The sequence below is a fragment of the Pseudomonas sp. 313 genome, assembly GCF_000316965.1.
GTDB lineage: Bacteria > Pseudomonadota > Gammaproteobacteria > Pseudomonadales > Pseudomonadaceae > Chryseomonas > Chryseomonas benzopyrenica.
Genome location: NZ_ANBZ01000024.1, coordinates 55,616 through 78,296, shown reverse-complemented (window position 1 = coordinate 78,296; position 22,681 = coordinate 55,616). Strand labels below are relative to the sequence as shown.

The window sequence follows — 22,681 nt, the reverse complement described above, 5'->3', positions numbered from 1 at the left end:
TCCCATGTACAAGGACTACCCCGCTGCCTACCAGTCCACCCAGGGCTCCGCCCTGCAGGTCGATCAGGCCTTCTATGATCGGCTGCGTGAACGCAAGGACGGGCGCACCCTGATCGAGCAATTCGAGATCCCGATCCGTACCGGTCGCGCCTGGAAGGTCCCCGCCGGCCATCTGTTCCGCGTCACCACCCCACACGGCCCCCAGGTCGGCGACTTCAACGTCTGGAACGCCGAGGATCCACGCGAACGGATGTGGGCCGCGCGCACCCGGCAACTGCAGGGTGCCCATGTCAGCACCTACGATCGGCTCTGGTCCAACCTGCCCTTCCTGCGGCCGCTGCTGACCATCACCGACGACAGCCTGGCCAGCTATGGCATCGACGAACACGGCGGCCGCCTGCATGACCTGCTCGGCACCCGCTGCGACCCCTACGTCAACAAGATGCTCACCGGCGAGGACTTCCACCACCACTGCCATTCGAATCTGACTCGCGCGGTGCTGCCCCACGGCCTCACCGAATTCGACGTCCACGATGTGCTGAACATCTTCCAGTGCACCGGCCTCAACCACGACGACCTGTACTTCATGAAGGCCTGCCCGGCCAAGCCCGGCGACTACCTGGAATTCTTCGCCGAGATCGACGTGCTCTGCGCCCTGTCCACCTGCCCGGGCGGCGATCTGTCCCTGGCGATGTGGGGGCCCGATGCCGAGGACCCGCTCAAGGTCTGCCGTCCACTGGGGGTGGAGATCTATCGGGTCGAGGAAGAGCTGCTGCAGGGCTGGGAATCGCCCAAGCGAGCAGCCTACAACGGCCAGCACGGCTTGACCCTGCCCAAGGCCAGTTGGGAACAGTAGGTTCCGGCAGCAATGAAAAACGGCGCCCTGGGGCGCCGTTTCTGGGTCCGACCGAAAGCACTCAGCGCTTGCGGTTGGAAATCAGCGTACCGACGCCGACGTCGGTGAAGATTTCCAGCAGCACCGCGTTGGGCACCCGGCCATCGATGATGTGGGCGCTCTGCACCCCGCCCTGCACCGCTTCCAGCGCGCAGCGGATCTTCGGCAGCATGCCGCCGTAGATGGTGCCGTCGGCGATCAGCGAATTGACCTGCTCGGTGGACAGCCCGGTGAGCACCTGGCCCTGCTTGTCCATCAGGCCGGCGATGTTGGTCAGCAGCATCAGCTTCTCGGCCTTGAGCGCCTCGGCCACCTTGCCTGCCACCAGGTCGGCGTTGATGTTGTAGGACTCACCGTCCGGACCCACGCCGATGGGCGCGATGACCGGAATGAAGTCACCGCGCACCAGCATGTTGATCAGGTCGATGTTGACCCCGGTGACCTCGCCCACGTGGCCGATGTCGATGATCTCCGGCTTGGTCATCTCCGGCGTCTGCCGGCTGACCTTGAGCTTGGTGGCGCGGATCAGGCCCGCATCCTTGCCGGTCAGGCCGATGGCCTTGCCGCCATGGCGATTGATCAGGTTGACGATGTCCTTGTTGACCTGGCCGCCCAGGACCATCTCCACCACATCCATGGTCTGGGCGTCGGTGACGCGCATGCCGTCGATGAAGTGGCTCTCGATGGACAGGCGCTTGAGCAGGTCGCCGATCTGCGGACCGCCGCCGTGCACCACCACCGGGTTGATGCCCACCGCCTTCATCAGCACGATGTCACGGGCGAAGCCGGCCTTGAGCTCGTCGCTCTCCATGGCGTTGCCGCCGTACTTGATCACCAGCGTCTTGCCGACGAACCGGCGGATATAGGGCAGCGCCTCGGACAGCACCTCGGCGACGTGCGAGGCATCCTCGCGGCTCAGGGTCATGGCTCACCTCTCAAGGTCGACTAAGAAAAGACAAAGGGCGCCTAGGCGCCCTCTGTGCTACCGCTGACCCGAGGTCAGAACGGCAGATTCAGATCCGGCTCCACCGCCAGCAGCTGCTTGCGGAACACCGTCTTGATGCGCTCCAGCTCCTCGAGGGTTTCCGCCTCGAAGCGCAGCACCAGCACCGGCGTGGTGTTGGACGCACGCACCAGCCCCCAACCGTTCTGGTAATCGACGCGAACGCCGTCCAGGGTGGTGATCTGGGCATCGCCCCACTGGGCGTCGCGCTGCAGGGTCTCGATGATGCCGAACTTGCTCTCTTCGGTCACCTGGATATTGATCTCCGGGGTGGAGATGTCTACCGGGAAGGTATCGAACACCTGTTGGGCGCTGTGCTTCTCCTGACTGAGGATCTCCAGCAGGCGCACGGCGCTGTAGATGCCGTCGTCGAAACCGAACCAGCGTTCCTTGAAGAACACGTGGCCGCTCATCTCGCCGGCCAGCAGGGCGCCGGTTTCCTTCATCTTCTTCTTGATCAGCGAGTGACCGGTCTTCCACATGATGGGACGACCGCCGTAGCCGGCGATGAGGTTGTTCAGGCGGCGGGTGCATTTGACGTCGAAGATGATGTCGGCGCCCGGATTGCGGGAGACCACGTCCTTGGCGAACAGCATCAGCAGCTGGTCGGGATAGATGATCTTGCCTTCGTTGGTCACCACGCCGACGCGGTCGCCGTCACCGTCAAAGGCCAGGCCCAGGTCGGCGCCGGTTTCCTTGACCTTGGCGATCAGGTCTTCCAGGTTTTCGGGCTTGCCCGGATCCGGATGGTGATTGGGGAAGTTGCCGTCCACCTCGCAGAACAGCGGGATGACCTCGCAGCCCAGGGACTCGATCAGCTGGGGGGCATTGACCGCGGCGACACCGTTACCGGCGTCCACCACCACCTTGAGCTTCTTGGCCAGCACCACGTCGTTGCGGATGTAGTCGGCATAGCTCTTGAGCACGTCGACCTGCTTGATCTGGCCCTGGCCGCTGGCCACGTCGCCGGTCTCGATGCGCTCGCGCAGACGCTGGATGGATTCGTTGGCCAGGGTCTCGCCGGCGATGACGATCTTGAAGCCGTTGTAGTCCGGCGGGTTGTGGCTGCCGGTCAGCATGACGCCGGACTTGCCTTCGAGCACGTTGGCTGCGTAGTAGAGCACCGGGGTCGGCACCATGCCGACATCGCTGACATTGGCGCCGCTGTCGGCCACGCCCTTGATCAGTTGGGCGACCAGCTCGGGGCCGGACAGGCGGCCGTCACGGCCGACGGCCACGTTGGGCTCGCCACGCGCCAGGCTCTCCGAGCCGATGGCGCGCCCGATCCAGTAGGCGGCTTCGGCGGTCAGGGAGTCACCCACCACGCCACGGATGTCGTAGGCGCGGAAGATGCTGGCGTTGAGTTGGGGGGCTTGCGGGGTAGTGCTCATCGGGGGTTTCTCCAATCCCAGGAGATCCTGGTCTTCGTCGAGGATACTGATATCGAGGATGTCGGTGGTCTGGAACAGCGGCTCGCTCTGTTGAACGCGGCCTCTGTCGGCAAACTCCGCCAGGGTCTTGGCCACGGCATCGCTAGGTGCCGCAGCATATAGGTCCGGCGACGACCCGGCCGATCGGCTGGCCAATCGGGCCGTCGACTTGGCCACGGGTTCCATTACCGCCAGGCGCAAAGTCGGGCTTTTGGCTATCTGATTGGATTCAAGTTCCTCGGCATAGGCCGTCAGACTGCGGACGTCGTCACGGAGCCGGCGTGACAGCTCCCGGGAAAACAGCCAAAAGCCCGCCAGCACGCCGAACAGCGCCAGCAGCAGCGCTACCAGGGGAAGGCCCACCGGGGTATCGGCGCCGGCCTCGGCGGCCGGTGCCAGTTCCAGCGTCCAGAGCGGGCTGCCGGTGGCGAGCCGGCGCATCAGCGCCGGATCACCGGGGCTGCCGCCGCTGGCCAGTACCTGCACACCGCCACCGGGAAATTGCTGCAGCAGGCGCCACTGGCCGACATTCGCCGGCGGCGTGGCCCAGCCCTGCAGCACCGCAGGCAGTGCTTCCACCAGCACGGCGCTGCCGAGCAACTGATCGCCACGGCGGATGGGCTGGGCGCTGTAGACCAGCCAGCGATCCCCAAGGCGATAGGCTTCCGGTGGGGTCCGCTGGCCGCTTTCCAGGCGCTTGAGCAGATCGAGGGCGGCATAGTTGAGGGGACCGGGACGGTCGTCTTCGATCTGGCGCATGCCGGCTGGCACCACCAGCACATCGACCACGCCGAGGCGCTCGCGCAGCTGGCTTTCCGCCGCCGCACGCGCCGCGGGGTCATCGCCCTGCAAGGCCTGCAGCACCAGGGCATCCCCGGCGACGCCCTGCAGCCGGCGGGTCAAGCCGACCAGCAATTGATTGAGGGAGGCCGCCTGGGCCTGCAGCGCCTGGTCCGCCTGCTGCTCCTGATTGCGCGCGCCCTGCGGCTGCAACACCAGGAACCACAGCAGCAGCGCGGCCAGCAGCAGACCGGCGAGCGCCAGCAGCAGCCCCGCGCCCATGCCGGGCAAGCCCGCGACCCGAGGGGCCGTCTTGCGCACATCCTTGCCGTTCTTGCCCCTTGCCATGCCGTTCTTCTCCTTTATGTCACGGCGCGCCTTGCATGTCTGGCGTCAGCGGGTACCGGAGTGCCCGAAGCCGCCAGTACCCCGTTCGGTTTCGGTAAAGTTCTCGACGATGTCGAAGTGCGCCTGGACCACAGGTACGAGCATCAGCTGGGCGATACGTTCGCCGATGCTCACGGTGAAGGTGGTCTGGCCGCGATTCCAGCAGGAGACCATGAGTTCACCCTGGTAGTCCGAGTCGATCAGACCGACCAGATTGCCCAGCACGATGCCGTGCTTATGACCCAGGCCCGAGCGCGGCAGGATCAGCGCCGCCAGCGACGGATCGGCCACATGGATGGCGAGCCCGGTAGGGATCAGCGCGGTCTGGCCCGGCTCCAGCACCAGATCCTCCTGCAGCATGGCGCGCAGGTCGAGGCCGGCCGAGCCGGGGGTGGCGTAGGACGGCAGCGGGAAATCGCGCCCCAGGCGCGGGTCGAGGATCTTGGCTTGAAGGCTATGCATGGTTCTGGGCGGTATCTTTGAGATGGGTGGAAATCAGGGCGATGAGCTGGCGGGCGATCTTGCCCTTGCTGGTCTGCTCGAAGCGGATCTCGTGCAGGCCACGGTCGATCACGGTGACCGCGTTGTCTTGGCTGTTGAAGCCGATGGCCGGGTTGGCCACGTCGTTGGCGACGATGAGGTCGAGATTCTTGTCACGCAACTTGCGTTGGGCGTACTCCAGCAGATTCTGGGTTTCCGCGGCGAAGCCGACGCTGAAGGGCCGATCCGGGCGGCCCGCCAGCGTGGCGAGGATGTCCGGGTTGCGCACCAGCTCCAGCAGCAGGCCGTCACCGCGGGTGGGGTCCTTCTTCAGCTTGTGCGGCGCTATGACCTCGGGGCGATAGTCCGCCACCGCCGCCGAGGCGATGAGCACGTCGCAGGGCATCAACGCCTCGCAGGCGGCCAGCATGTCGCGGGCGCTGATCACGTCGATGCGCTCGACGCGATCAGGCGTCGGCAGGTGCACGGGGCCACTCACCAGGCTGACGCGGGCACCCGCCTCCGCCGCCGCTTCCGCCAGGGCGAAGCCCATGCGGCCGGAGCTGTGGTTGGTGATGTAGCGCACCGGGTCGATGTTTTCCTGGGTCGGGCCGGCGGTGATGACTACGTGGCGACCGGTCAGGTCCAGGCGCTGGAAGCAGTCGGCAGCGAGCTGGGCGAGGTCGGTGGCCTCCAGCATCCGACCGGGGCCGACGTCGCCACAGGCCTGGCTACCGCTGGCCGGGCCGAACAGCTTGATGCCACGGCTGCGCAGGAGCTCGGCATTGGCCTGGGTGGCCGGATCGCGCCACATGGCCTGGTTCATGGCCGGTGCCAGGGCGACCCGGGCATCGGTGGCCAGCACTATCGTCGTGAGCAGATCGTCCGCCACGCCCTGGGCCAGACGCGCCATCACATCGGCGGTGGCCGGCGCGACCAGTACCAGATCGGCCCAGCGGGCCAGCTCGATATGCCCCATGGCCGCTTCGGCGGCCGGATCCAGCAGATCCAGGTGCACCGGCAGGCCAGACAGCGCCTGCAGGGTCAGCGGCGTGATGAATTCGCGCCCGCCGCGGGTCAGTACCACCCGCACCTCGGCGCCCTGATCCTTGAGGCGGCGCACCAGCTCGGCGCTCTTGTAAGCGGCGATGCCACCTCCGACGCCCAGCACGATGCGTTTACGATGGAGCCGCTGCATATAGCCTTTCCGTTCTCGAACCGTCTAGAACGGGCATCGCACGGCCAATCGAGGCCTGCGCGCACCCGCGAATGATCCGGTTAAGATAGCACAGCGCCTGCAGGACGCAGACGCCCCGCCAGACAAGGAGCGCCCATGAGCATCAAGGATTGGCCGGCCCAGGAACGGCCGCGGGAAAAACTGCTGGAACAGGGCGCCCAGGCCCTCACCGACGCCGAGTTGCTGGCGATCTTCCTGCGCACTGGCGTGACCGGCAAAAGCGCGGTGGATCTCGCCCGCCAGTTGCTTGGGGAATTTGGCAGCCTGAGGGCCCTGCTGGAGGCCGACCTCACCGCCTTCAGCACCCACCTCGGCCTCGGCCCGGCCAAGTACAGCCAGCTGCAGGCGGTGCTGGAAATGGGCCGCCGTCACTTGGCCGAAGGCCTCAAGCGCGACTCGGCGCTGGAAAGCCCCCAGCAGGTCCGCGACTATCTAAAGGCGCGCCTGCGCCACGAACCCCACGAAATCTTCGGCTGCCTGTTCCTCGACACCCGCCACCGGGTGCTGGCCTTCGAAGCCCTGTTCCACGGCACCATCGACGGCGCCAGCGTCTACCCCCGCCAGGTGGTCAAGCGCGCCCTCGCCCACAACGCCGCCGCCGTCATCCTCACCCACAACCACCCCTCCGGCATCGCCGAACCCAGCCAGGCCGACCGCCTGCTCACCACACGCCTGAAGGACGCCCTGACGCTGGTCGATGTGCGGGTGCTGGATCATTTCATCGTGGGGGATGGGGAGCCGCTGTCGATGGCGGAAAAAGGATATGTGTAAAGCTTATTTTCATATCAGACGGATCATCTCCGTTTTTTAGGCAAAACTCTCAGAAGACGCTACAGTGAATAACGCATGCAATAGCCGCTAACTCGAAAAATGAGATCACCATAAAAAATGTTAAATCAACATTTTTCATCAAAGAATTTTTTACGCTTACTAAATAAACAAGACATTTTTAGATATGAGCTAGGGGCAGGAATAGAAGACTTCAAGGATAAATTCATTACTGTCGAAAAAGAATTAGCAAGTGAAGACTTCAGCTTTTCAGGCTTTAAAAGAAAAAAGATGTCTCATGGCATTGTTTTATCCCCACAAAACCTGACAGACGAATTCGCGCTAAGAAAATTAAACGACAATATTAAGCGCGTTTTTAATATAAAAGTTACAGACCGCAACAGTGTTCTTCCTCAAATCAAAATCTTAATGAATGAAGGGGTGGAATTTTGGATAAAAAAATACGATATTTCAAAGTTTTTTGAGTCGATACCAGCGAAAAAAGCAGTAGAAGCAATCATTAAAGACCACCGACTATCTTATGAATCCAAGAGGCTTTTGGAAAAATTCTTTTCCTCGCCTGAGATAAGCTCGGTATCTGGTCTACCTCGCGGAATTTCGCTGAGCTCTACAATTTCTGAGCTTTACATGCGTGACTTTGACACTAACTGTCGAAGGCTTTCTAGCTGCTATTTTTTCACTCGATATGTTGATGACATCTTGATGTTGTTTCACGAACAGCCGGGTGAATCTTTGCCTGGTATAGAATTACCTGAAGGCTTATCATTTCAGCCTGCTAAAACACTGTCACTTTATCATCCAGTGAAAGGGCCGGTGAAAGCGAGCGATAAAAGCTCAAAGGTCACTTATCTGGGATACGAATTTGAATTCACGTCATCAAATAAAGATAAGCCAACGAAGCTTCAAGTCGGTATGTCCTCAAAGAAAATTAAAAAAATAAAAACCAGAATAGCACTTTCCTTATTTGATTATTGTAAGAATAAAAATTACGACTTATTAAAGGCTAGACTTACTTTCCTTGCAAGCAATTATAATATTGGAAAAGACTCAAAAAGAGGCAACCTATATTCCGGTGTATATTTCAATAACTTCTTGATTGATAGCACGCGCCACTGTGACTTGGTTTTCAATAGATGTTTTTTTACGCAAAGCCGTCTGTGGCTCAACTAAATCCCTAGGAAAAAGGTTGAGCCCTTTATTATCGGTAAATCAGCGTAGAGAGCTGATGAGTATCTCCCTAAAGGCGGGGTATGAGAAAAAAAATTGTTCGACAATTTACTCCGGAACGCCTGCAAGAAATAAAAAAGGGTTTGGGCACATGTCTAGAATTGAAAGCAAACAGATCAGGATTCGCAAAAAACGATGAATACCGAGCTTTGCTTACAGAAACGTTGCCATACGAAGTGCCCATGCTATTTTCAAATGATGGCCTATATAGGGCAATTAAATCCGGCATCATATCGAAACTCAAAAGCGAACATGGTTTAGATATTTTTGAAAAAAAGGTGACAGTGCCATACAAGTATAAAATCAAAAAAAATTCATACGAATCGCGTGAGCTAGCTGTCATGCATCCGGCGCAGCAGATTGAAACAAGCCTATTTTATTCTAAGTACGACCATCTGATTATCGGGCTATGTCAGAGAAGCCCATTAACACTTAGGTCTCCGAGTTCTATAGCTAGCTATTATGTTGAGCGCGTGCTTTCAAGCAATGTCGACCATAGTAAAAGGTCCCAACAAGCTGAAGCAGTAGACGGATATGAATCAATCCCCAAAACAGGTACATCCTATTTCGCCTATAGGAAATTCCCTCTACTTTTCAAATTTTATGACTCTCATGAATTTCTAAGATTGGAAAAAAAATTTAAAACACTCACGAGGATGGATATCTCAGATTGTTTTAATAGGATCTATACTCACACAATCGCCTGGGCAGTTAAGAGCAAATCCCATGCAAAGCTACACAAAACTAACGACACGTCCTTCGAAAGCAAATTTGATAAATTACTTCAAAATGCAAATCATGGCGAAACTGCCGGAATCCTGATAGGTCCTGAGGTATCAAGAATATTCGCCGAAATAATATTGCAAAAAATAGACTTAAATATTATAGAAAAAGCGGCAAAGCAGGATTTACATCTCGAACAAGACTACACAATCAGGCGCTATGTAGACGACTATTTTATATACACTAACAACAGCGAGACTCAAGAAAGAATCAAGAGAATCATTCCCGAAGCACTAACTGAATACAAGCTCGCCACAAATAACTCAAAAACCACAGACCATTCGAGACCATATATCACAAGCATATCAATATCTCGCCACAATATATCACTAGCCATATCAGCCTTCCTTAGTAAATATGTTGAGTTTAAAAAGGAGCCTACAGGCGAACAACAGAAAGAAAAAACTGTCGTTTATTTGAACAAAATTGATAACACTTCAAAATCTGTAGTCCAAACTATCGCCGCAATTAAGCGAGCCATCGGTGAGCTTGGCTCTTACGACCCTAATGCGAACTATTTTCTAGGCACATTCAAAAAATTTCTTTCTCGCATAAAAGGAAAGGAGATAAAGTCAGATAAGGGTAGCGTTGAAATGTCGCTCTACTTCTTTCTGACCGCCGTCATAGAAATTTTGTTTTTCTACTACTCTATGACAATGCGAGTAAGGCAGACCTACCAAATATCTGAAATACTTCTCTTAATAGCTAAAATCATAAAATGCTTGCCATTGGATCTTAAATCCACTTTGATTAGAAAAATAGTGGATGAAAGCCGATCAATAATATACCAAGCTAGCACCGATTTTCCGGAATACAAAATTGAGGTAATGAACCTTTTGCTTGTAATCCAGAACTTTGGCATTGAACATCTATATAGTAAAGAATTGCTTTCAAAGGTTTTCGATTTCGAAATATCGCCAAGTGGCGCTATTTCAGTGACAGATAAATTAGACTATTTTCAGTTAATGTTCTTGCTATCTTACGCCGGGGACGTTGCAGAATTTAGTGATGTTATAGATGCTGCTATAGAAAACTCAACCAAGCAATTTGAAAGTAGAGACTGGGGTGAATACGCAGAGAGTGTATTCACTTTTTTCGATCTACTTTCTTGCCCTTACGTAAGCCAACCCGCGAAAATAAAGATTGCCAAATTGGCATTACGGCATATATCAAATACGAACATAAACTCGCGAGCTGCGTCCCTTATAGAAGAAGTAGGTAATAAAGGCTGGTTTTTTGGATGGCATCAGAAGGCTGACCTTCAACTGGCATTGCGAAGAAAGGAATTGCGAACGCCCTATTAACGCCATAAGATACACAAAGGAAGGCGCAGGTCAGTTTGACCCAGGCTAGAGCAGTCTTCAAGATGCGAACACGTAGAGTAACGTACGGCTGTCAGCGACATCGACGGCAATATGCGAAAAGCGCACCTAGGCCATCAATGTTGGCGATACAGGGCTTAGCACTGTAGGACCAAACAGGCCTATGGACACACGATGAGCCGTGCGTCCTTCCTACCTTTTCAGCTCTATCCACAACTGTTTCTTATCACAATAAACTTCTTATTCGCGCTTCCAACAACCCCGGAAACCTCGTGTACCACGTCTGATTCAACGGCGACGGATGCGGCAGCGGATAGAGCGTCAGTGTCTTGCGAGTGCCCTCCTCCGTTTCCAGGGTGACCTCGATGCTGCTTTCGAAGCGGTCTTCGCTTTTCCAGAAGGCTTCCAGGCGGGCGCGCTCTTCCTTGGATTGGCCGATGCCGAACCAGAGGAAGGCCTCGCGGCCGAAGGTGATGAGCTGGGTGCCGTGCCAGTGCTCCACCAGCAGGCGGCGCATCAGGGGGTGGAAGGTCTTTTTCACCCGTTCCGACCAGGCTTTGTTGCCCAGGGGTTTGTAGGGCACGGTGTTAGCCCAGAAGAACTGCTGGCTCAGGCTGCGGCTGGCCTCGAAGTTGGCCGGGGGATGGCCGTACAGGTGGGTATAGAGGACCTTGCGGGCGATCTGGCCGCCGCTGCCGATGAAGGGCTCGCCGTACTTCACTTCCTCCCGCCCCGGATCGCGACCGAAAAAGCCCAGGGGCGCATCGGGATCGCCCAGACCGATGATGGGGTCCAGCGGGTCCTTGGCGAATTGTTGATAGACCGGAAGATCGACACCTGGAAGATCGGCAGCGAGCTGGCGAAAGGCTTCGCGCTCTGCGGAAGACAGCGGCATGCAACAGCTCTCCATCGAGGAATTAATCCCTCTAGTAGAGCGCTGCCTGGCGGTTGACGTTCCGTAACGACTGGCGGAGCGGCAGCCCTGGGGCGATAGGGTAAACTGCCCGGCTCGAACGACCTCTCAAGGTGAATCCCGTTGATCAATCTGCTACGCAACGGCCTCGGTCAGGTGATCGTCGGCCTGGATCTGGTGACCCGGCCGCGCAAGCTCCAGCGCAGTGAGCAGGCCCAGGCTGCCATTGAGGCGGAACTGGCGAATCTGTCGCTCTATCAGTTCCAGGCCTGCCCTTTTTGCGTGAAGACGCGGCGGGCGCTGCATCGGCTGAACCTGCCGATCCGCCTCAAGGACATCAAGAAGGATCCACAGCTGCGCGCCGAGCTGGAACAGGGCGGTGGCCGGGTGAAGGTGCCTTGCCTGCGCATCGACGAAGGCAGCCAGAGCGTATGGATGTACGAGTCGGACGACATCATCGCCTATCTGGAGCAGCGCTACGGCGAGCGGCAGCCGGCCTAGGGCCTGCTGGTGAACGGTGGTGGACAAGATGGCGTCGTTGTCCACGCTGCGCATTTGCCTTGGGTTTGTTGGGCTTCGACGGTGGAGCTGTCTCAGCCCAACCTACGGGGCTAGAGGTCGCTTTCTTCGACCTTGCGGACCTTGCTGGCGTCCAGGGTGTAGGAGGCCTGGGCGAGATCGTTGTCGACCGCCTCGGTGTGCAGGGTGCCGATGACCCAGTAGGGCTCGTAGATGTCAGGTAGCGGCACGCCCTTGGGGTAGCGCACCAGCACGATCTGGTTGGGCGGGGGCGGCGGCACGTGGATGCAGGCACCCGGATAGGGCACCAGGAAGAATTCACGGAAGTTGCCCTTGGCGTCGGTCTCAAGCGGCACCGGAAAACCACCCAGGCGCACGTTCTTGCCATTCAGGGCGGCCACGGTGCGGGTGGAGTGCATCACCTCGGGCAGGCCATTGTCTTTCTGCTTGAGCCCGCCCGGCGAGCCGAAGCCGCCCGGTGCTTCGGGGCTGTTGTGGGTGATCTCGGGCATGGTCTCCAGGGCCCGACGATCTTCCGCGGTGAGCAGGTCCAGCCAGTTGGTTTCCGGCGGTTCACCCTTGGCGGCGTGGGTCAGCAGCGGCAGGCTGGCGAGCAGCAGGGTAATGAGCAGTCTGGGCATGGTCGGCAGGTCGGACGCAAAAGTCCGAGTGTGCGGCGCGCCAGGTCAGGGGTCCAGCCCCAAGGCCGTAAAGCAGAGCCTCTTCCATAAAAAAGCCCCCGGGTCGACGGGCGACTCCGAGGGCTGAAAACTGTGTAGCTAGGCTTCGCCGGGGCGAAGCGGCGTCTTAGCGACGCTTGGTCACCATGCCGTAGATGAACAGCACGATGATGGCACCGACCACGGCACCAATGAAGCCTGCGCCTTCACCGGCACGGTAGATGCCCAGTGCCTGGCCCAGGTAGGTGGCGACCACGGAGCCGACGATGCCCAGGATGATGGTCATGATCCAGCCCATGCTGTCGTCGCCCGGCTTCAGGAAGCGGGCAACCAGGCCGACGATGAGACCGATGATGATGGTTGCGATGATGCCCATGTGAAGAATCCCCTGTTTGAGTGCTGGTAAGACAACGCCGGTCAGCAGGCGTCGTTGTACTCTCCGACCACCGGTGATCCTTCGAGGTTCAGGGGAAAACGGCTTCCGTGTGCGGAAGCCGTCTGGCATCAGTCCTGGATCAGGGCTTCCAGGGCGGCGATGCGGGTCTGCAGGGTCGCGGCATCGGCGCTGCGCAGGGTGGCGTGACCGACCTTACGCCCGGCCTTGAAGGCCTTGCCGTAGTGGTGCAAATGGCAGTCTTCCAGGGCGGTGACGGCCGCTACCGGCGGCACCGAGCCAATGAAGTTGACCATGGCGCTCTCGCCCACCTTAGCGGTGGAGCCCAGCGGCAGGCCGGCCACGGCGCGCAGGTGGTTCTCGAACTGGCTGCACTCGGCGCCTTCGATGGTCCAATGCCCGGAATTGTGCACGCGCGGGGCGATCTCGTTGGCTTTCAAGCCACCCTCGACCTCGAAGAATTCGAAGGCCAGCACGCCAACGTAGTCGAGCTGTTCCAGCACGCGGCGGGCATAGTCTTCGGCCAGGGCCTGCAGCGGGTGGTCGGCACTGGCCACCGACAGGCGCAGGATGCCGCTCTCGTGGGTGTTGTGCACCAGCGGATAGCAGGCCATCTCACCGTCGCGACCGCGCACGGTCACCAGGGACACCTCGCCGGTGAAGGGCACGAAGCCTTCCAGCAGCAGAGGCACGCTGCCCAGTTCGGCGAAGGCGCCGGTGACGTCTTCCGGCTGACGCAGGACCTTCTGGCCCTTACCGTCGTAGCCCAGGGTGCGGGTCTTGAGCACCGCCGGCAGGCCGATACGGGCCACGGCGGCGTCCAGGTCGGCCTGGGAGAGCACGTCGGCGAAGGCCGGGGTGGGGATACCCAGGTCGCGGAACATGGACTTCTCGAACAGGCGATCGCGGGCGATGCGCAGGGCTTCGGCGGACGGATAGACCGGCACGAATTGCGAGAGGAAGGCCACGGTTTCAGCCGGGACGCTCTCGAATTCGAAGGTCACCAGATCGACCTCGTCGGCCAGCTGGCGCAGGTGGTCCTGGTCGCCGTAATCGGCGCGCAGGTGCTCACCCAGGGCGGCGGCGCAGGCATCCGGCGCCGGATCGAGAAAGGCGAAGTTCATGCCCAGCGGCGTGCCGGCCAGGGCGAGCATGCGGCCCAGCTGGCCGCCACCGATGACGCCGATCTTCATGCCTGCTCCCTCGGATCGGGATTGTCCAGCACGGTGCGGGTCTGCTCGTCACGGAAGGCGTTCAGCCGCTCGTGGTACTCGGGATACTTGCCGCCGAGGATGCTGGCGGACAGCAGGGCGGCGTTGATGGCGCCGGCCTTGCCGATGGCCAGGGTGGCGACCGGCACACCGGCGGGCATCTGCACGATGGACAGCAGGGAGTCGACGCCCGAGAGCATGGACGACTGCACGGGCACGCCGAGCACCGGCAGGTGGGTCTTGGCGGCGCACATGCCCGGCAGGTGGGCAGCGCCACCGGCACCAGCGATGATCACCTCGATACCGCGACCGGCGGCCTCTTCGGCGTACTGGAACAGCAGATCAGGGGTGCGGTGGGCGGAGACCACCTTCACTTCGTGGGGAATGCCCAGCTTGTCCAGCATGTCGGCGGTGTGGCTCAGGGTGGACCAGTCGGACTTGGAGCCCATGATCACGCCTACGAGTGCGCTCATCGTCGTGCCTCTGAAATGAAGAAGCCACGCGGCGGACGTGGCTTGGGAAATGAGCGGGACAGTATAGACGAAAGCGGGGCGGAGCGTGCTCCTGCGCCGGGTATCGCCTGTCGGTTGCAGGACAGGCTGTGGCGCCCATGGGATGGGTGGTGGTGTGGGGTGAAAGGTACGGGCCAGAGGCCTGGGGTGAGGCGTGGCGTTAGGGGGTTGGCTTTTATCGCGGCCATGGGCCGCTCCTACAGCAGCAGCCCCTACCGTAGGAGCGGCCCATGGCCGCGATTAATGCAGAGCGGGCGCGTTAGCGGATCACCTTGGCCGCGATAAGCCCTGCCTCAGATCCCTACATCCGGCAATTGCGGACGGGTTTCCAGGGCCTTGGCCATCAGGCGTTCGACGAAGGCGCGATCCGCGTCGGGCAGGGCCAGGCGGGGTGGGCGGGTCAAGGCTCTGCCGCGGCCGGCGAGTTCTTCGCAGAGTTTGATGCACTGCACCAGGTCCGGACGGGCGTCCAGGTGCAGCAGCGGCATGAACCACTCGTAGAGCGGCATGGCGTCGGCGAAGCGGCCAGCCTTGGCCAGGCGGAAGATGGTTTCGCCTTCGGTGGGGAAGATGTTGGACATACCCGAGACCCAGCCCTCGGCGCCTACGGCGATGCTTTCCAGCACCACGTCGTCGAGGCCGGCGAAGAGCACGAAGCGGTCGCCCACCTCGTTGCGCACGTCGATGAAGCGACGGGTGTCGCCGGAGGAATCCTTGAAGCAGACGATGTTGTCGACATCGGCCAGGGAGATGAGGATGTCCGGGGTGACGTCGTTCTTATAGATCGGCGGGTTGTTGTAGACCATCAGCGGCAGGTCGAGGGCGCTGGCCACGCTGCGGAAGTGGGCGGCGGTCTCGTGGGGCTTGGCCGAGTAGACCAGCGCTGGCATGAGCATGATGCCGTCGGCGCCGGCGCGACCCACCGCCTGGGCGGTGCGGGTGGCGTTGAGGCTGGTGAATTCGGCCACGCCGCAGATCACCGGCACGCGGCCACCGGCGGCGTCCTTGGCAACCTCTACCAGGGCGATCTTTTCTTCCAGGGTCAGGGAGGTGTTCTCGCCCACGGTGCCGCACATCACCAGACCAGAGACGCCATCGCGCACCAGGTTGCTGATCACGCCATGGGTCTGGTCCAGATTGACCGAGAAGTCATCGTTGAATTGGGTGGTGACGGCGGGAAAGACGCCGCTCCAGTTGACGCGGGGAGTGCTCATGCAGGGGTTTCCTCCAGACGCAGACGGGGCTTGAGAGAGTCGCGGTATTGCCGGGGCGACAGGCCGGTGAGACGGCGGAACTGGCGGCTGAAGGCGCTGTGGTCGGTATAGCCACAGGCCAGGGCCACTTCGGTGACGGGCAGATCGCGGGCCAGCAGGCGCGAGGCGGCGTCGAGCCGGGCCTTGTGCAGCAGTTGCTGGGGCGTGAGGCGCAGGATGCGTTTGCACTGGCGTTCGAGCTGGGAGACCGACAGGCCGACCCGCTGACTCAGTTCGCCTACCGAAAGCGGCTGGGCATAGTGTTCGCGCAGATAGCGATCGACCTCGGCCACCTTGGCGTGGGCCGGATGATCGGCGGCCGGCGCCTGCAGGTCGTGGGAGATGCCCGCCATACCCATGAGTCGGCCCTGGGCGTCGTGCAGCGGCAGCTTGCGGGTCAGGCACCAGCCCGGGGTGCGGCCGGCATAGAGGTGCAATTCCAGCTGGTCGTCCAGCGCCAGGCCCTCGCGCAGCACGCGGCGATCCTGTTCGGCGTAGGCGCCACCCAGGGGGGCGGGAAAGACTTCCTCGGCGGTCTTGCCGAGCAGTTCGCTGACGTCTTCATAGCCGCAGCGCTGGGCCAGGGTCAGGTTGACCAGCACATAGCGCGCCTCCAGGTCCTTGACGAAGAACACCACGCCGGGAATGGCGTCGAGCAGCGGCGCCACCAGGCTCAGGCTCGCCAGCAGCGCGGGCAGGTCGGCGGGCCGGGCGCGGTTCAGGGCGTCCAGGTGGGCAGCGGCGTTCATCTCTCGTCCTCGGTCAGGGCCAGCAGGCTGTCGATACGGGTGGGTTGCAGGGGAAAGCGCGGCACCGGGGGCGTCCAGCCCAGCAAGACGCGGGTGGCCTGGCCGCAGATGCGGCCCTGGCAGGCACCCATGCCGCAGCGGCTGCGCAGCTTGGCCTGGGTCCAGTCGGCATGGCCAACCAGGGCACCAAGGGCCACGTCTTCGCAGCGGCAGACCAGGGTATCCGGCTGGGCCAGCCGGGCAATGGCCGGATTTAGAGCGAAGGTACGGGCCAGCTGGGCGGCGAAGCGGCGCCAGGCACGGGCCTCGGTCTGCACGCCAGCGATAGCGTCGAGCTGGTTACTGGCGACCAGGCCGGCGATCCGCCCGGTGACCTGGGCCAGTTCGTTGCCGCCGATGCCGGTGCATTCGCCGGCCGCCAAGATGTGTGGCTGGCTGGTGCGCTGGTGTTCATCTACCGCCACAGCGCCGTCCAGGGTGGCGCAGCCCAAGCTCTGGGCCAGTTCGACATTGGGCACCAGGCCGTAGCCACAGGCCAGGCGGTCGCAAGCGATCTCCCAGCGACGCTCGCCCTGGCGCAGGCGCACGGCTTCGAGACGCTCGGTGCCGAGCGCCGCCTCGACCCAGGTGTCGGGGCTATAGCGGGAAGTGGCCAGCGTCAGCGCCTGGCGCAACTTGTTCGGCCAACGCCAGAGCCCCAGGCCGAAGTCGAGCACGGCGCGGCGCCTGGCCTGTTCGGCGACCAGGGCGATGCGGGCACCCGCTTGGCGCGCCGTGGCGGCACTGGCCAGCAGCAGCGGACCGGTACCGGCGGCGACGATGCGTTCATCGGCGACTTCGACTCCACCCTTGATCAGTGCCTGCAGGCCGCCAGCACCGGTCACGCCGGGCAGGGTCCAGCCGGGAAACGGCAGCAGCAGTTCGCGGGCACCGGTGCAGAGGATGAGCGTTTCGAACGCCAGGGTACGACTGCCACTGGCGTCTTCCAGCAGCAACTGGCGAGGCCCCAGAACCGCCGCGACCCGGGTGCCGCTCAGTAGCGTCACGTCGGCCGGCAAGCTGCCGACCTCGGCCGCAACCTGCCCGACTCTGGCACGCCAGATCTGGCCGCCAGGCAAGGGATTGTCGTCCAGCAGCACCAGCTTCAGGCCGCGGCCACTGGCCGCGCGGGCAGCGGCGAGACCGGCCGGACCGGCGCCGATGATGAGTAGATCGCAGCTCGCGCCATTCATGACAGGCGCTCCACCTGCATGCCGTCCCGGCAGGAGGTCTGGCACGCCAGACGGCGCACGCCATCGACCTGCACCCGGCATTCCTGGCAGACGCCCATGCCACAAAAAGGTGCTCGGGCCTCCCCGGTCACCGAACGGCGCGCGGCGGGGTTGCCGCTCTTGGCCAGGGCAGCGGTGAGCAGACTGCCAGGGCGGACCTGCAGGCGCTCGCCATCGATGAACAGGGTCAGCATGCCTGACTCCTCGGCGCGGTAGTGAAACGCGCCGGTGCGAAGGGTTCCACGTGGAACGTCGAAGACTCGCCGAACAGTCCATTGGCGATGGCTTCGGCAGTGGCCGGCGCGGTGGTGACGCCCAGGCCCTCGTGACCGACCGCCAGCCACAGACCGGGCTGGTCGGGATGGGCGCCGATCAAGGGCAGGCCGTCGGGACTGGCGGCGCGCTGACCGGTCCAGCCGCGGATCAGCGAGGTATGGATCAGACCCGGCAGGAAGTCCAGGGCGCGGCGCAACAGCTGGCCAACCACCGCGGGTTCCACGGCCATATCCGGACGCTCGAATTGCCGCGACGAACCGATCAGCAACTGGCCGGTGGGCCGCGGCTGGACATTGAAGGCCACCGAGGCGCCGCTGCTGGCGTGGGCGCTGGCGCCGTAACCGATTTCCACCAGTTGATGGCGGACCTGCTCGGGATAGCGGTCGGTGATCAACAGATGCCCCTTCTTCGGCACCAGGGGCAGGTCCGGGCAGAGACTGGCGGCCTGCAGGCCGGCGGCGAGCACCACGGCATCGGCGCTCAGCCAGCGACCGTCGTCCAGGCGCACGCGCTGGCCTTCGACGGCAATCACCCGGGCGCGTTGGAATTCGATCAGCGGCGAGCGCTGCAGCAGCCAGGCGGCGACTACCGGGGCATAGAGCAGTCCGTCGCCCGGCACTTCCAGGCTGCCGGCCAGGGCAGTCAGTGCCGGTTCGGCGGCGGCAGTCGCCGCAGCGTCGAGCGGCTGGTTGGCGACGCCCTGGGCGTCCAGGCGCTGACGTTTCTCTTCGATCAGGTCCAGTTCGGCGGCGTCGCGGGCCAGCCAGAGGGTGCCGCAGTTGCGGTAGTCGGCGGCGCCCGGCAACTGGGGCACCAGCTCACGCCAGAGTGCCAGGGAGCGGGCGCTCAGGGTCAGTTCGGCGGGGTCGTCGTCCATCACCACCAGGTGGCCCATGCCAGCGGCGGAGGCGCCGGGCAGGCCGGCGTCCAGCACCCGCACGCGACAGCCCCGCGCGGCCAGGGCCGCGGCGCAGCTGGCCCCGACGATGCCGCCGCCGACGACGAGAACCTCCGCTACCGCCTTCACCCCGGGATGCCCCAGGCGAAGGGATCGTCGGCGGCCAGCAGCAGGGTCGCTTCGGCCATGACATGGGCGCGCCCACGGATCACTGGCAGGATGCGGCCCTCGTCGCCCGGCTGATAATGGGCCTCGAAACGACTGCCGATGACGCTGGCCTGCTGCCAGACGGCGCCGGGTTCGAGATCGCCGTCCGCCGCCAGGCAGGCCAGCTTGGCGCTGGTGCCGGTGCCGCAGGGCGAGCGGTCATAGGCGCGGCCCGGGCAGAGCACATAGCTGCGGCTGTCGGCGCCGTCCGGGTCGTCGGCGAAGAGTTCGATGTGATCGATATGGCCGCCCTGCTCGCCGGTGATCCCCGCGGCCTCCAGGGCGCCCCGCAGGGCCAGGCTGAAGGTGAGCAACTCTTCAAGGTTATCGGCGGCGACGCGCTGGCCGTGATCGGCACAGAGGAAGAACCAGTTGCCACCCCAGGCGATGTCGCCGGTGACCGGGCCATGGCCGGGAATCTCCACCTGCACGCCCTGCCGGTAGCGATAGGCCGGGACGTTGCGCACGCTGACGCTGCCATCGTCGTGCAGGGTGGCGGTGACATCGCCCACCGGGGTCTCGATCAGGTGATCGCCGGGGCCGATCCGGCTGATATGAGCCAGGGACACCACCAGGCCGATGGTGCCATGGCCGCACATGCCCAGATAGCCGACCTCGTTGAAGAACACCACGCCAGCGCTGGCGGCAGGAGATACTGGCTCACAGAGCAGGGCGCCGACCAGCACCTCGTTGCCGCGCGGTTCACGCATGCAGGCCCGGCGGAAGGCGTCATGCTCCCCGGCCAGCCGGGTGCGGCGCTCGGCCATGCTGCCCTGGCCCAGATCGGGAAAACCATCGAGGACCAGGCGGGTGGGTTCGCCGCCGGTATGGGAGTCGATGACGCGGATGCGCTGCATGGCTGACCTCCGTGAGAGAGGTGCCAGTGTCGCGCAGATGACGGCAAAAGGCTTGCAGGACGTCGGCTAACTAAAAGCCGATATCGGCATAGTCTCCTACCGTCGATCAGCCGCCGTGGCTTTGATTTTCGAGATGTCGCCAGACCTGCTGCACCAGCCGCTTGCGCAACAGGGCACAGCGGTAGAGGCGGATCTCCAGGCCGACCTGCCAGGCGGCGTCGCCGCAGATGGCCAGTTCGCCGCGGGCCAGTTCCGCCGCCACCGACAGCTGTGGCACCCAGGCTACGCCTAGGCCTTGCAGGGCCATGGTCTTGAGGCTGTCGGCCATGGCGGTTTCGTAGAGGGTCACGGCGCGCAGCTTGCGCTGGCGTAGGAGCAGATTCACCGAGCGGCCGAGAAAGGCGCCGGCACTGTAGGCCAGCAGGGGGACGCTGCTCTGCCCGTCCAGCTGGAACATCGGTCGGCCTTCGCCATCGGTGGCGCAGACCGGCAGCATGGCGGTGTGTGCCAGGTGCAGCGAAGGAAACAACTCCGGGTCCATCTGCAGGGCGGCGTCGGGATCGTGGAAGGCCAGCATCAGGTCGCAGGCGCCATCGCGCAGGGCATGGATGGCATCGCCGACGTTGGTGGCCACCAGTCGGCTGGCCAGCGCCAGGCCCTGGCCGCGCAGGCCGGCGATCCACTGCGGAAAGAAGCCCAGGGCCAGGGAGTGGGCGGCGGCGAATTGCAGCACCTCGCCCTGCCCGCCTTCCAGGTGATGCAGATGGCGCACCGTCTCGCCCAGTTGCTCCACCACGCTGCGCGCCGTGACCAGAAACAGCTGACCGGCTTCGGTCAGGCTGATCGGGGTGTGGGATCTGTCCACCAGGGTCAGGCCGACGCTTTCCTCCAGCGCGCGGATGCGTCGGCTGAAGGCGGGCTGGGTGACGAAACGTTTTTCGGCGGCCTGGGAAAAACTGTAGGTGGCCGCCAGGGCCACGAAGTCTTCCAGCCATTTGAATTCGATGTTCATGGCACCCATACGTCGTCTGATCTCGTGAGGTCACAACCTGAGTTATGCCGATCCGGCATGAGGCTTGGCGGATCGGCATTGGCCGGGATCGGCTGGCAGGCCTAGATTCTAGGGCATCGCGGCGTCCGCCGCTCGATCGAAGCCCAACGCTATCATGTCCGACTCTGCATCATCCGTCCGCCTCGAAAAAGATCTTCTCGGTACCCTCGACGTCCCCGCCGATGCCTACTACGGCATCCAGACCCTGCGCGCCGTGCAGAACTTCCGCCTCTCCGGCGTACCCCTCGGTCACTATCCCAAGCTGGTAGTGGCCCTGGCCATGGTCAAGCAGGCGGCGGCCGACGCCAACCACCGGCTCGGCCACCTGCCAGCGGCAAAGCACCAGGCGATCAATGAGGCCTGCTCGCGCATCATTCGCGGCGAATTCCACGACCAGTTCGTGGTGGACATGATCCAGGGCGGGGCCGGCACCTCGACCAACATGAACGCCAACGAGGTGATCGCCAACGTCGCTCTGGAGCTGCTCGGCCATGCCAAGGGCGAGTATCGCCACCTGCACCCGAACAACGACGTCAACATGGCGCAGTCGACCAACGACGCCTACCCCACCGCCATCCGCCTGGGCCTGCTGCTCGGCCATGACGCCCTGCTCGCCAGCCTGGACAGCCTGATCACCGCCTTCGCCGCCAAGGGTGTGGAATTCGCCGAGGTGCTGAAGATGGGTCGCACCCAGCTGCAGGACGCGGTGCCCATGACCCTCGGCCAGGAATTCCATGCCTTCGCCACCACCCTGGGCGAAGACCTGGCGCGGCTGAAGAGCCTGGCGCCGGAGCTGCTCACCGAGGTCAACCTGGGCGGCACCGCCATCGGCACCGGCATCAACGCCGACCCCGGCTACCAGCTGCTGGCCGTGCAGCGCCTGGCGGACATCAGCGGCCAGCCGCTGACCCCGGCCGCCGACCTGATCGAAGCCACCTCGGACATGGGCGCCTTCGTGCTGTTCTCCGGCATGCTCAAGCGCACCGCGGTGAAGCTGTCGAAGATCTGCAACGACCTGCGCCTGCTCTCCAGCGGCCCGCGCACCGGCATCAACGAGATCAACCTGCCGCCGCGCCAGCCGGGCAGCTCCATCATGCCGGGCAAGGTCAATCCAGTGATCCCCGAGGCGGTCAACCAAGTAGCCTTCGAGATCATCGGCAACGACCTGGCGCTGACCCTGGCGGCCGAGGGCGGCCAGCTGCAGCTCAACGTCATGGAGCCGCTGATCGCCTACAAGATCTTCGACTCCATCCGCCTGCTGCAACGCGCCATGGACATGCTGCGCGAGCATTGCATCACCGGCATCACCGCCAACGTCGAGCACTGCCGCCGCCAGGTGGAGCACTCCATCGGCCTGGTCACCGCGCTCAACCCCTACCTGGGCTACGAGACTTCCACTCGCATCGCCAAGACGGCGCTGGAAACCGGTCGCGGGGTACTGGAGCTGGTGCGCGAGGAAAACCTGCTGGACGAGGCGACCCTGGACGACATCCTGCGCCCGGAAAACATGATTGCCCCGCGGTTGGTGCCCTTGAAGGCCAAGGCCTGAGTCCCGCA

General features: G+C 62.4%; 22 protein-coding genes. 6 read left to right on the top strand and 16 right to left on the bottom strand.

Annotation, left to right across the window (positions count from 1 at the left end; genetic code table 11):
• Positions 1-4 precede the first annotated feature (4 nt).
• Positions 5-856 carry a DUF1989 domain-containing protein gene (locus C722_RS0103795; RefSeq protein WP_017639224.1) on the top strand — a complete coding sequence of 284 codons (852 nt, stop codon included), beginning with the start codon at positions 5-7 and terminating at the stop codon, positions 854-856.
• Between the two features lie 61 nt (positions 857-917).
• On the opposite strand, the gene argB is transcribed toward C722_RS0103795, so the two are convergent.
• The 4 genes from argB to coaBC all read right to left on the bottom strand — a co-directional run bounded on the left by argB (position 918) and on the right by coaBC (position 6,173).
• Positions 918-1,820 (bottom strand): acetylglutamate kinase, encoded by a 903-nt coding sequence (gene argB, locus C722_RS0103790; RefSeq protein WP_017639223.1) that lies wholly within the window; start codon positions 1,818-1,820, stop codon positions 918-920.
• Positions 1,821-1,894: 74 nt separating this feature from the next.
• The gene (gene algC / locus C722_RS26535) at positions 1,895-3,289 is read right to left on the bottom strand and encodes a phosphomannomutase/phosphoglucomutase (RefSeq protein WP_197480243.1); all 1,395 of its coding nucleotides are present in this window, start codon (positions 3,287-3,289) and stop codon (positions 1,895-1,897) included.
• A 1,212-nt stretch (positions 3,290-4,501) separates the two neighbouring features.
• Positions 4,502-4,957 (bottom strand): dUTP diphosphatase, encoded by a 456-nt coding sequence (gene dut / locus C722_RS0103780; protein WP_017639221.1) that lies wholly within the window; start codon positions 4,955-4,957, stop codon positions 4,502-4,504.
• Entirely contained in the window at positions 4,950-6,173 is a 1,224-nt protein-coding gene (gene coaBC / locus C722_RS0103775; RefSeq protein WP_017639220.1) for a bifunctional phosphopantothenoylcysteine decarboxylase/phosphopantothenate--cysteine ligase CoaBC, read from the bottom strand. Before coaBC ends, dut begins: the two co-directional genes overlap by 8 nt.
• A gap of 135 nt (positions 6,174-6,308) precedes the next feature.
• On the opposite strand from coaBC, the gene radC reads away from it, so the two are divergent.
• The 3 genes from radC to drt3b all read left to right on the top strand — a co-directional run bounded on the left by radC (position 6,309) and on the right by drt3b (position 10,315).
• The gene (gene radC / locus C722_RS0103770) at positions 6,309-6,983 is read left to right on the top strand and encodes a DNA repair protein RadC (RefSeq protein ID WP_017639219.1); all 675 of its coding nucleotides are present in this window, start codon (positions 6,309-6,311) and stop codon (positions 6,981-6,983) included.
• A 117-nt stretch (positions 6,984-7,100) separates the two neighbouring features.
• Positions 7,101-8,171: an antiviral reverse transcriptase Drt3a gene (gene drt3a / locus C722_RS25640; protein WP_081594571.1), complete on the top strand. Its 1,071-nt coding sequence runs from the start codon at positions 7,101-7,103 to the stop codon at positions 8,169-8,171.
• Positions 8,172-8,251: 80 nt separating this feature from the next.
• Positions 8,252-10,315 (top strand): antiviral reverse transcriptase Drt3b, encoded by a 2,064-nt coding sequence (drt3b, locus tag C722_RS25635; protein WP_081594570.1) that lies wholly within the window; start codon positions 8,252-8,254, stop codon positions 10,313-10,315.
• A 244-nt stretch (positions 10,316-10,559) separates the two neighbouring features.
• Here drt3b and C722_RS0103760 read toward each other — a convergent pair whose 3' ends face one another.
• Positions 10,560-11,228: a uracil-DNA glycosylase family protein gene (locus tag C722_RS0103760; RefSeq protein WP_017639217.1), complete on the bottom strand. Its 669-nt coding sequence runs from the start codon at positions 11,226-11,228 to the stop codon at positions 10,560-10,562.
• Between the two features lie 141 nt (positions 11,229-11,369).
• On the opposite strand from C722_RS0103760, the gene C722_RS0103755 reads away from it, so the two are divergent.
• Positions 11,370-11,747, top strand: a complete 378-nt coding sequence (locus tag C722_RS0103755) for a glutathione S-transferase N-terminal domain-containing protein (protein ID WP_017639216.1) — start codon at positions 11,370-11,372, stop codon at positions 11,745-11,747.
• Positions 11,748-11,857: 110 nt separating this feature from the next.
• Here the strand turns inward: C722_RS0103755 and C722_RS0103750 are convergent, their stop codons facing one another.
• The 11 genes from C722_RS0103750 to C722_RS0103700 all read right to left on the bottom strand — a co-directional run bounded on the left by C722_RS0103750 (position 11,858) and on the right by C722_RS0103700 (position 21,085).
• Positions 11,858-12,406, bottom strand: a complete 549-nt coding sequence (locus C722_RS0103750) for a DUF3299 domain-containing protein (RefSeq protein WP_017639215.1) — start codon at positions 12,404-12,406, stop codon at positions 11,858-11,860.
• A 166-nt stretch (positions 12,407-12,572) separates the two neighbouring features.
• Positions 12,573-12,821: a GlsB/YeaQ/YmgE family stress response membrane protein gene (locus C722_RS0103745; protein ID WP_007160058.1), complete on the bottom strand. Its 249-nt coding sequence runs from the start codon at positions 12,819-12,821 to the stop codon at positions 12,573-12,575.
• A gap of 128 nt (positions 12,822-12,949) precedes the next feature.
• The gene (locus C722_RS0103740) at positions 12,950-14,032 is read right to left on the bottom strand and encodes a 5-(carboxyamino)imidazole ribonucleotide synthase (RefSeq protein WP_017639214.1); all 1,083 of its coding nucleotides are present in this window, start codon (positions 14,030-14,032) and stop codon (positions 12,950-12,952) included.
• Positions 14,029-14,523, bottom strand: coding sequence for a 5-(carboxyamino)imidazole ribonucleotide mutase (purE, locus tag C722_RS0103735; protein WP_007160060.1), 495 nt, complete (start codon positions 14,521-14,523; stop codon positions 14,029-14,031). Before purE ends, C722_RS0103740 begins: the two co-directional genes overlap by 4 nt.
• 332 nt (positions 14,524-14,855) lie before the next feature.
• Positions 14,856-15,776, bottom strand: coding sequence for a dihydrodipicolinate synthase family protein (locus C722_RS0103730; protein ID WP_017639213.1), 921 nt, complete (start codon positions 15,774-15,776; stop codon positions 14,856-14,858).
• Positions 15,773-16,564 (bottom strand): AraC family transcriptional regulator, encoded by a 792-nt coding sequence (locus tag C722_RS24585; RefSeq protein WP_017639212.1) that lies wholly within the window; start codon positions 16,562-16,564, stop codon positions 15,773-15,775. The genes C722_RS0103730 and C722_RS24585 overlap by 4 nt, the downstream gene beginning before the upstream one ends.
• Positions 16,561-17,796, bottom strand: coding sequence for an FAD/NAD(P)-binding oxidoreductase (locus C722_RS0103720; protein ID WP_017639211.1), 1,236 nt, complete (start codon positions 17,794-17,796; stop codon positions 16,561-16,563). Before C722_RS0103720 ends, C722_RS24585 begins: the two co-directional genes overlap by 4 nt.
• Complete coding sequence (locus C722_RS0103715; protein ID WP_017639210.1) at positions 17,793-18,029, bottom strand: (2Fe-2S)-binding protein; 237 nt, start codon at positions 18,027-18,029, stop codon at positions 17,793-17,795. Before C722_RS0103715 ends, C722_RS0103720 begins: the two co-directional genes overlap by 4 nt.
• The gene (locus C722_RS0103710) at positions 18,023-19,138 is read right to left on the bottom strand and encodes an FAD-binding oxidoreductase (protein WP_017639209.1); all 1,116 of its coding nucleotides are present in this window, start codon (positions 19,136-19,138) and stop codon (positions 18,023-18,025) included. The genes C722_RS0103715 and C722_RS0103710 overlap by 7 nt, the downstream gene beginning before the upstream one ends.
• Complete coding sequence (locus tag C722_RS0103705) at positions 19,135-20,073, bottom strand: 4-hydroxyproline epimerase (RefSeq protein ID WP_017639208.1); 939 nt, start codon at positions 20,071-20,073, stop codon at positions 19,135-19,137. Before C722_RS0103705 ends, C722_RS0103710 begins: the two co-directional genes overlap by 4 nt.
• Positions 20,074-20,179: 106 nt before the next feature.
• Positions 20,180-21,085, bottom strand: a complete 906-nt coding sequence (locus tag C722_RS0103700) for a LysR substrate-binding domain-containing protein (protein WP_026083632.1) — start codon at positions 21,083-21,085, stop codon at positions 20,180-20,182.
• A gap of 154 nt (positions 21,086-21,239) precedes the next feature.
• Between C722_RS0103700 and C722_RS0103695 the strand changes: the two genes are divergently transcribed.
• On the top strand, positions 21,240-22,673 hold the full coding sequence (locus C722_RS0103695; RefSeq protein WP_017639206.1) for an aspartate ammonia-lyase: 1,434 nt from the start codon (positions 21,240-21,242) through the stop codon (positions 22,671-22,673).
• Positions 22,674-22,681: the final 8 nt, after the last annotated feature.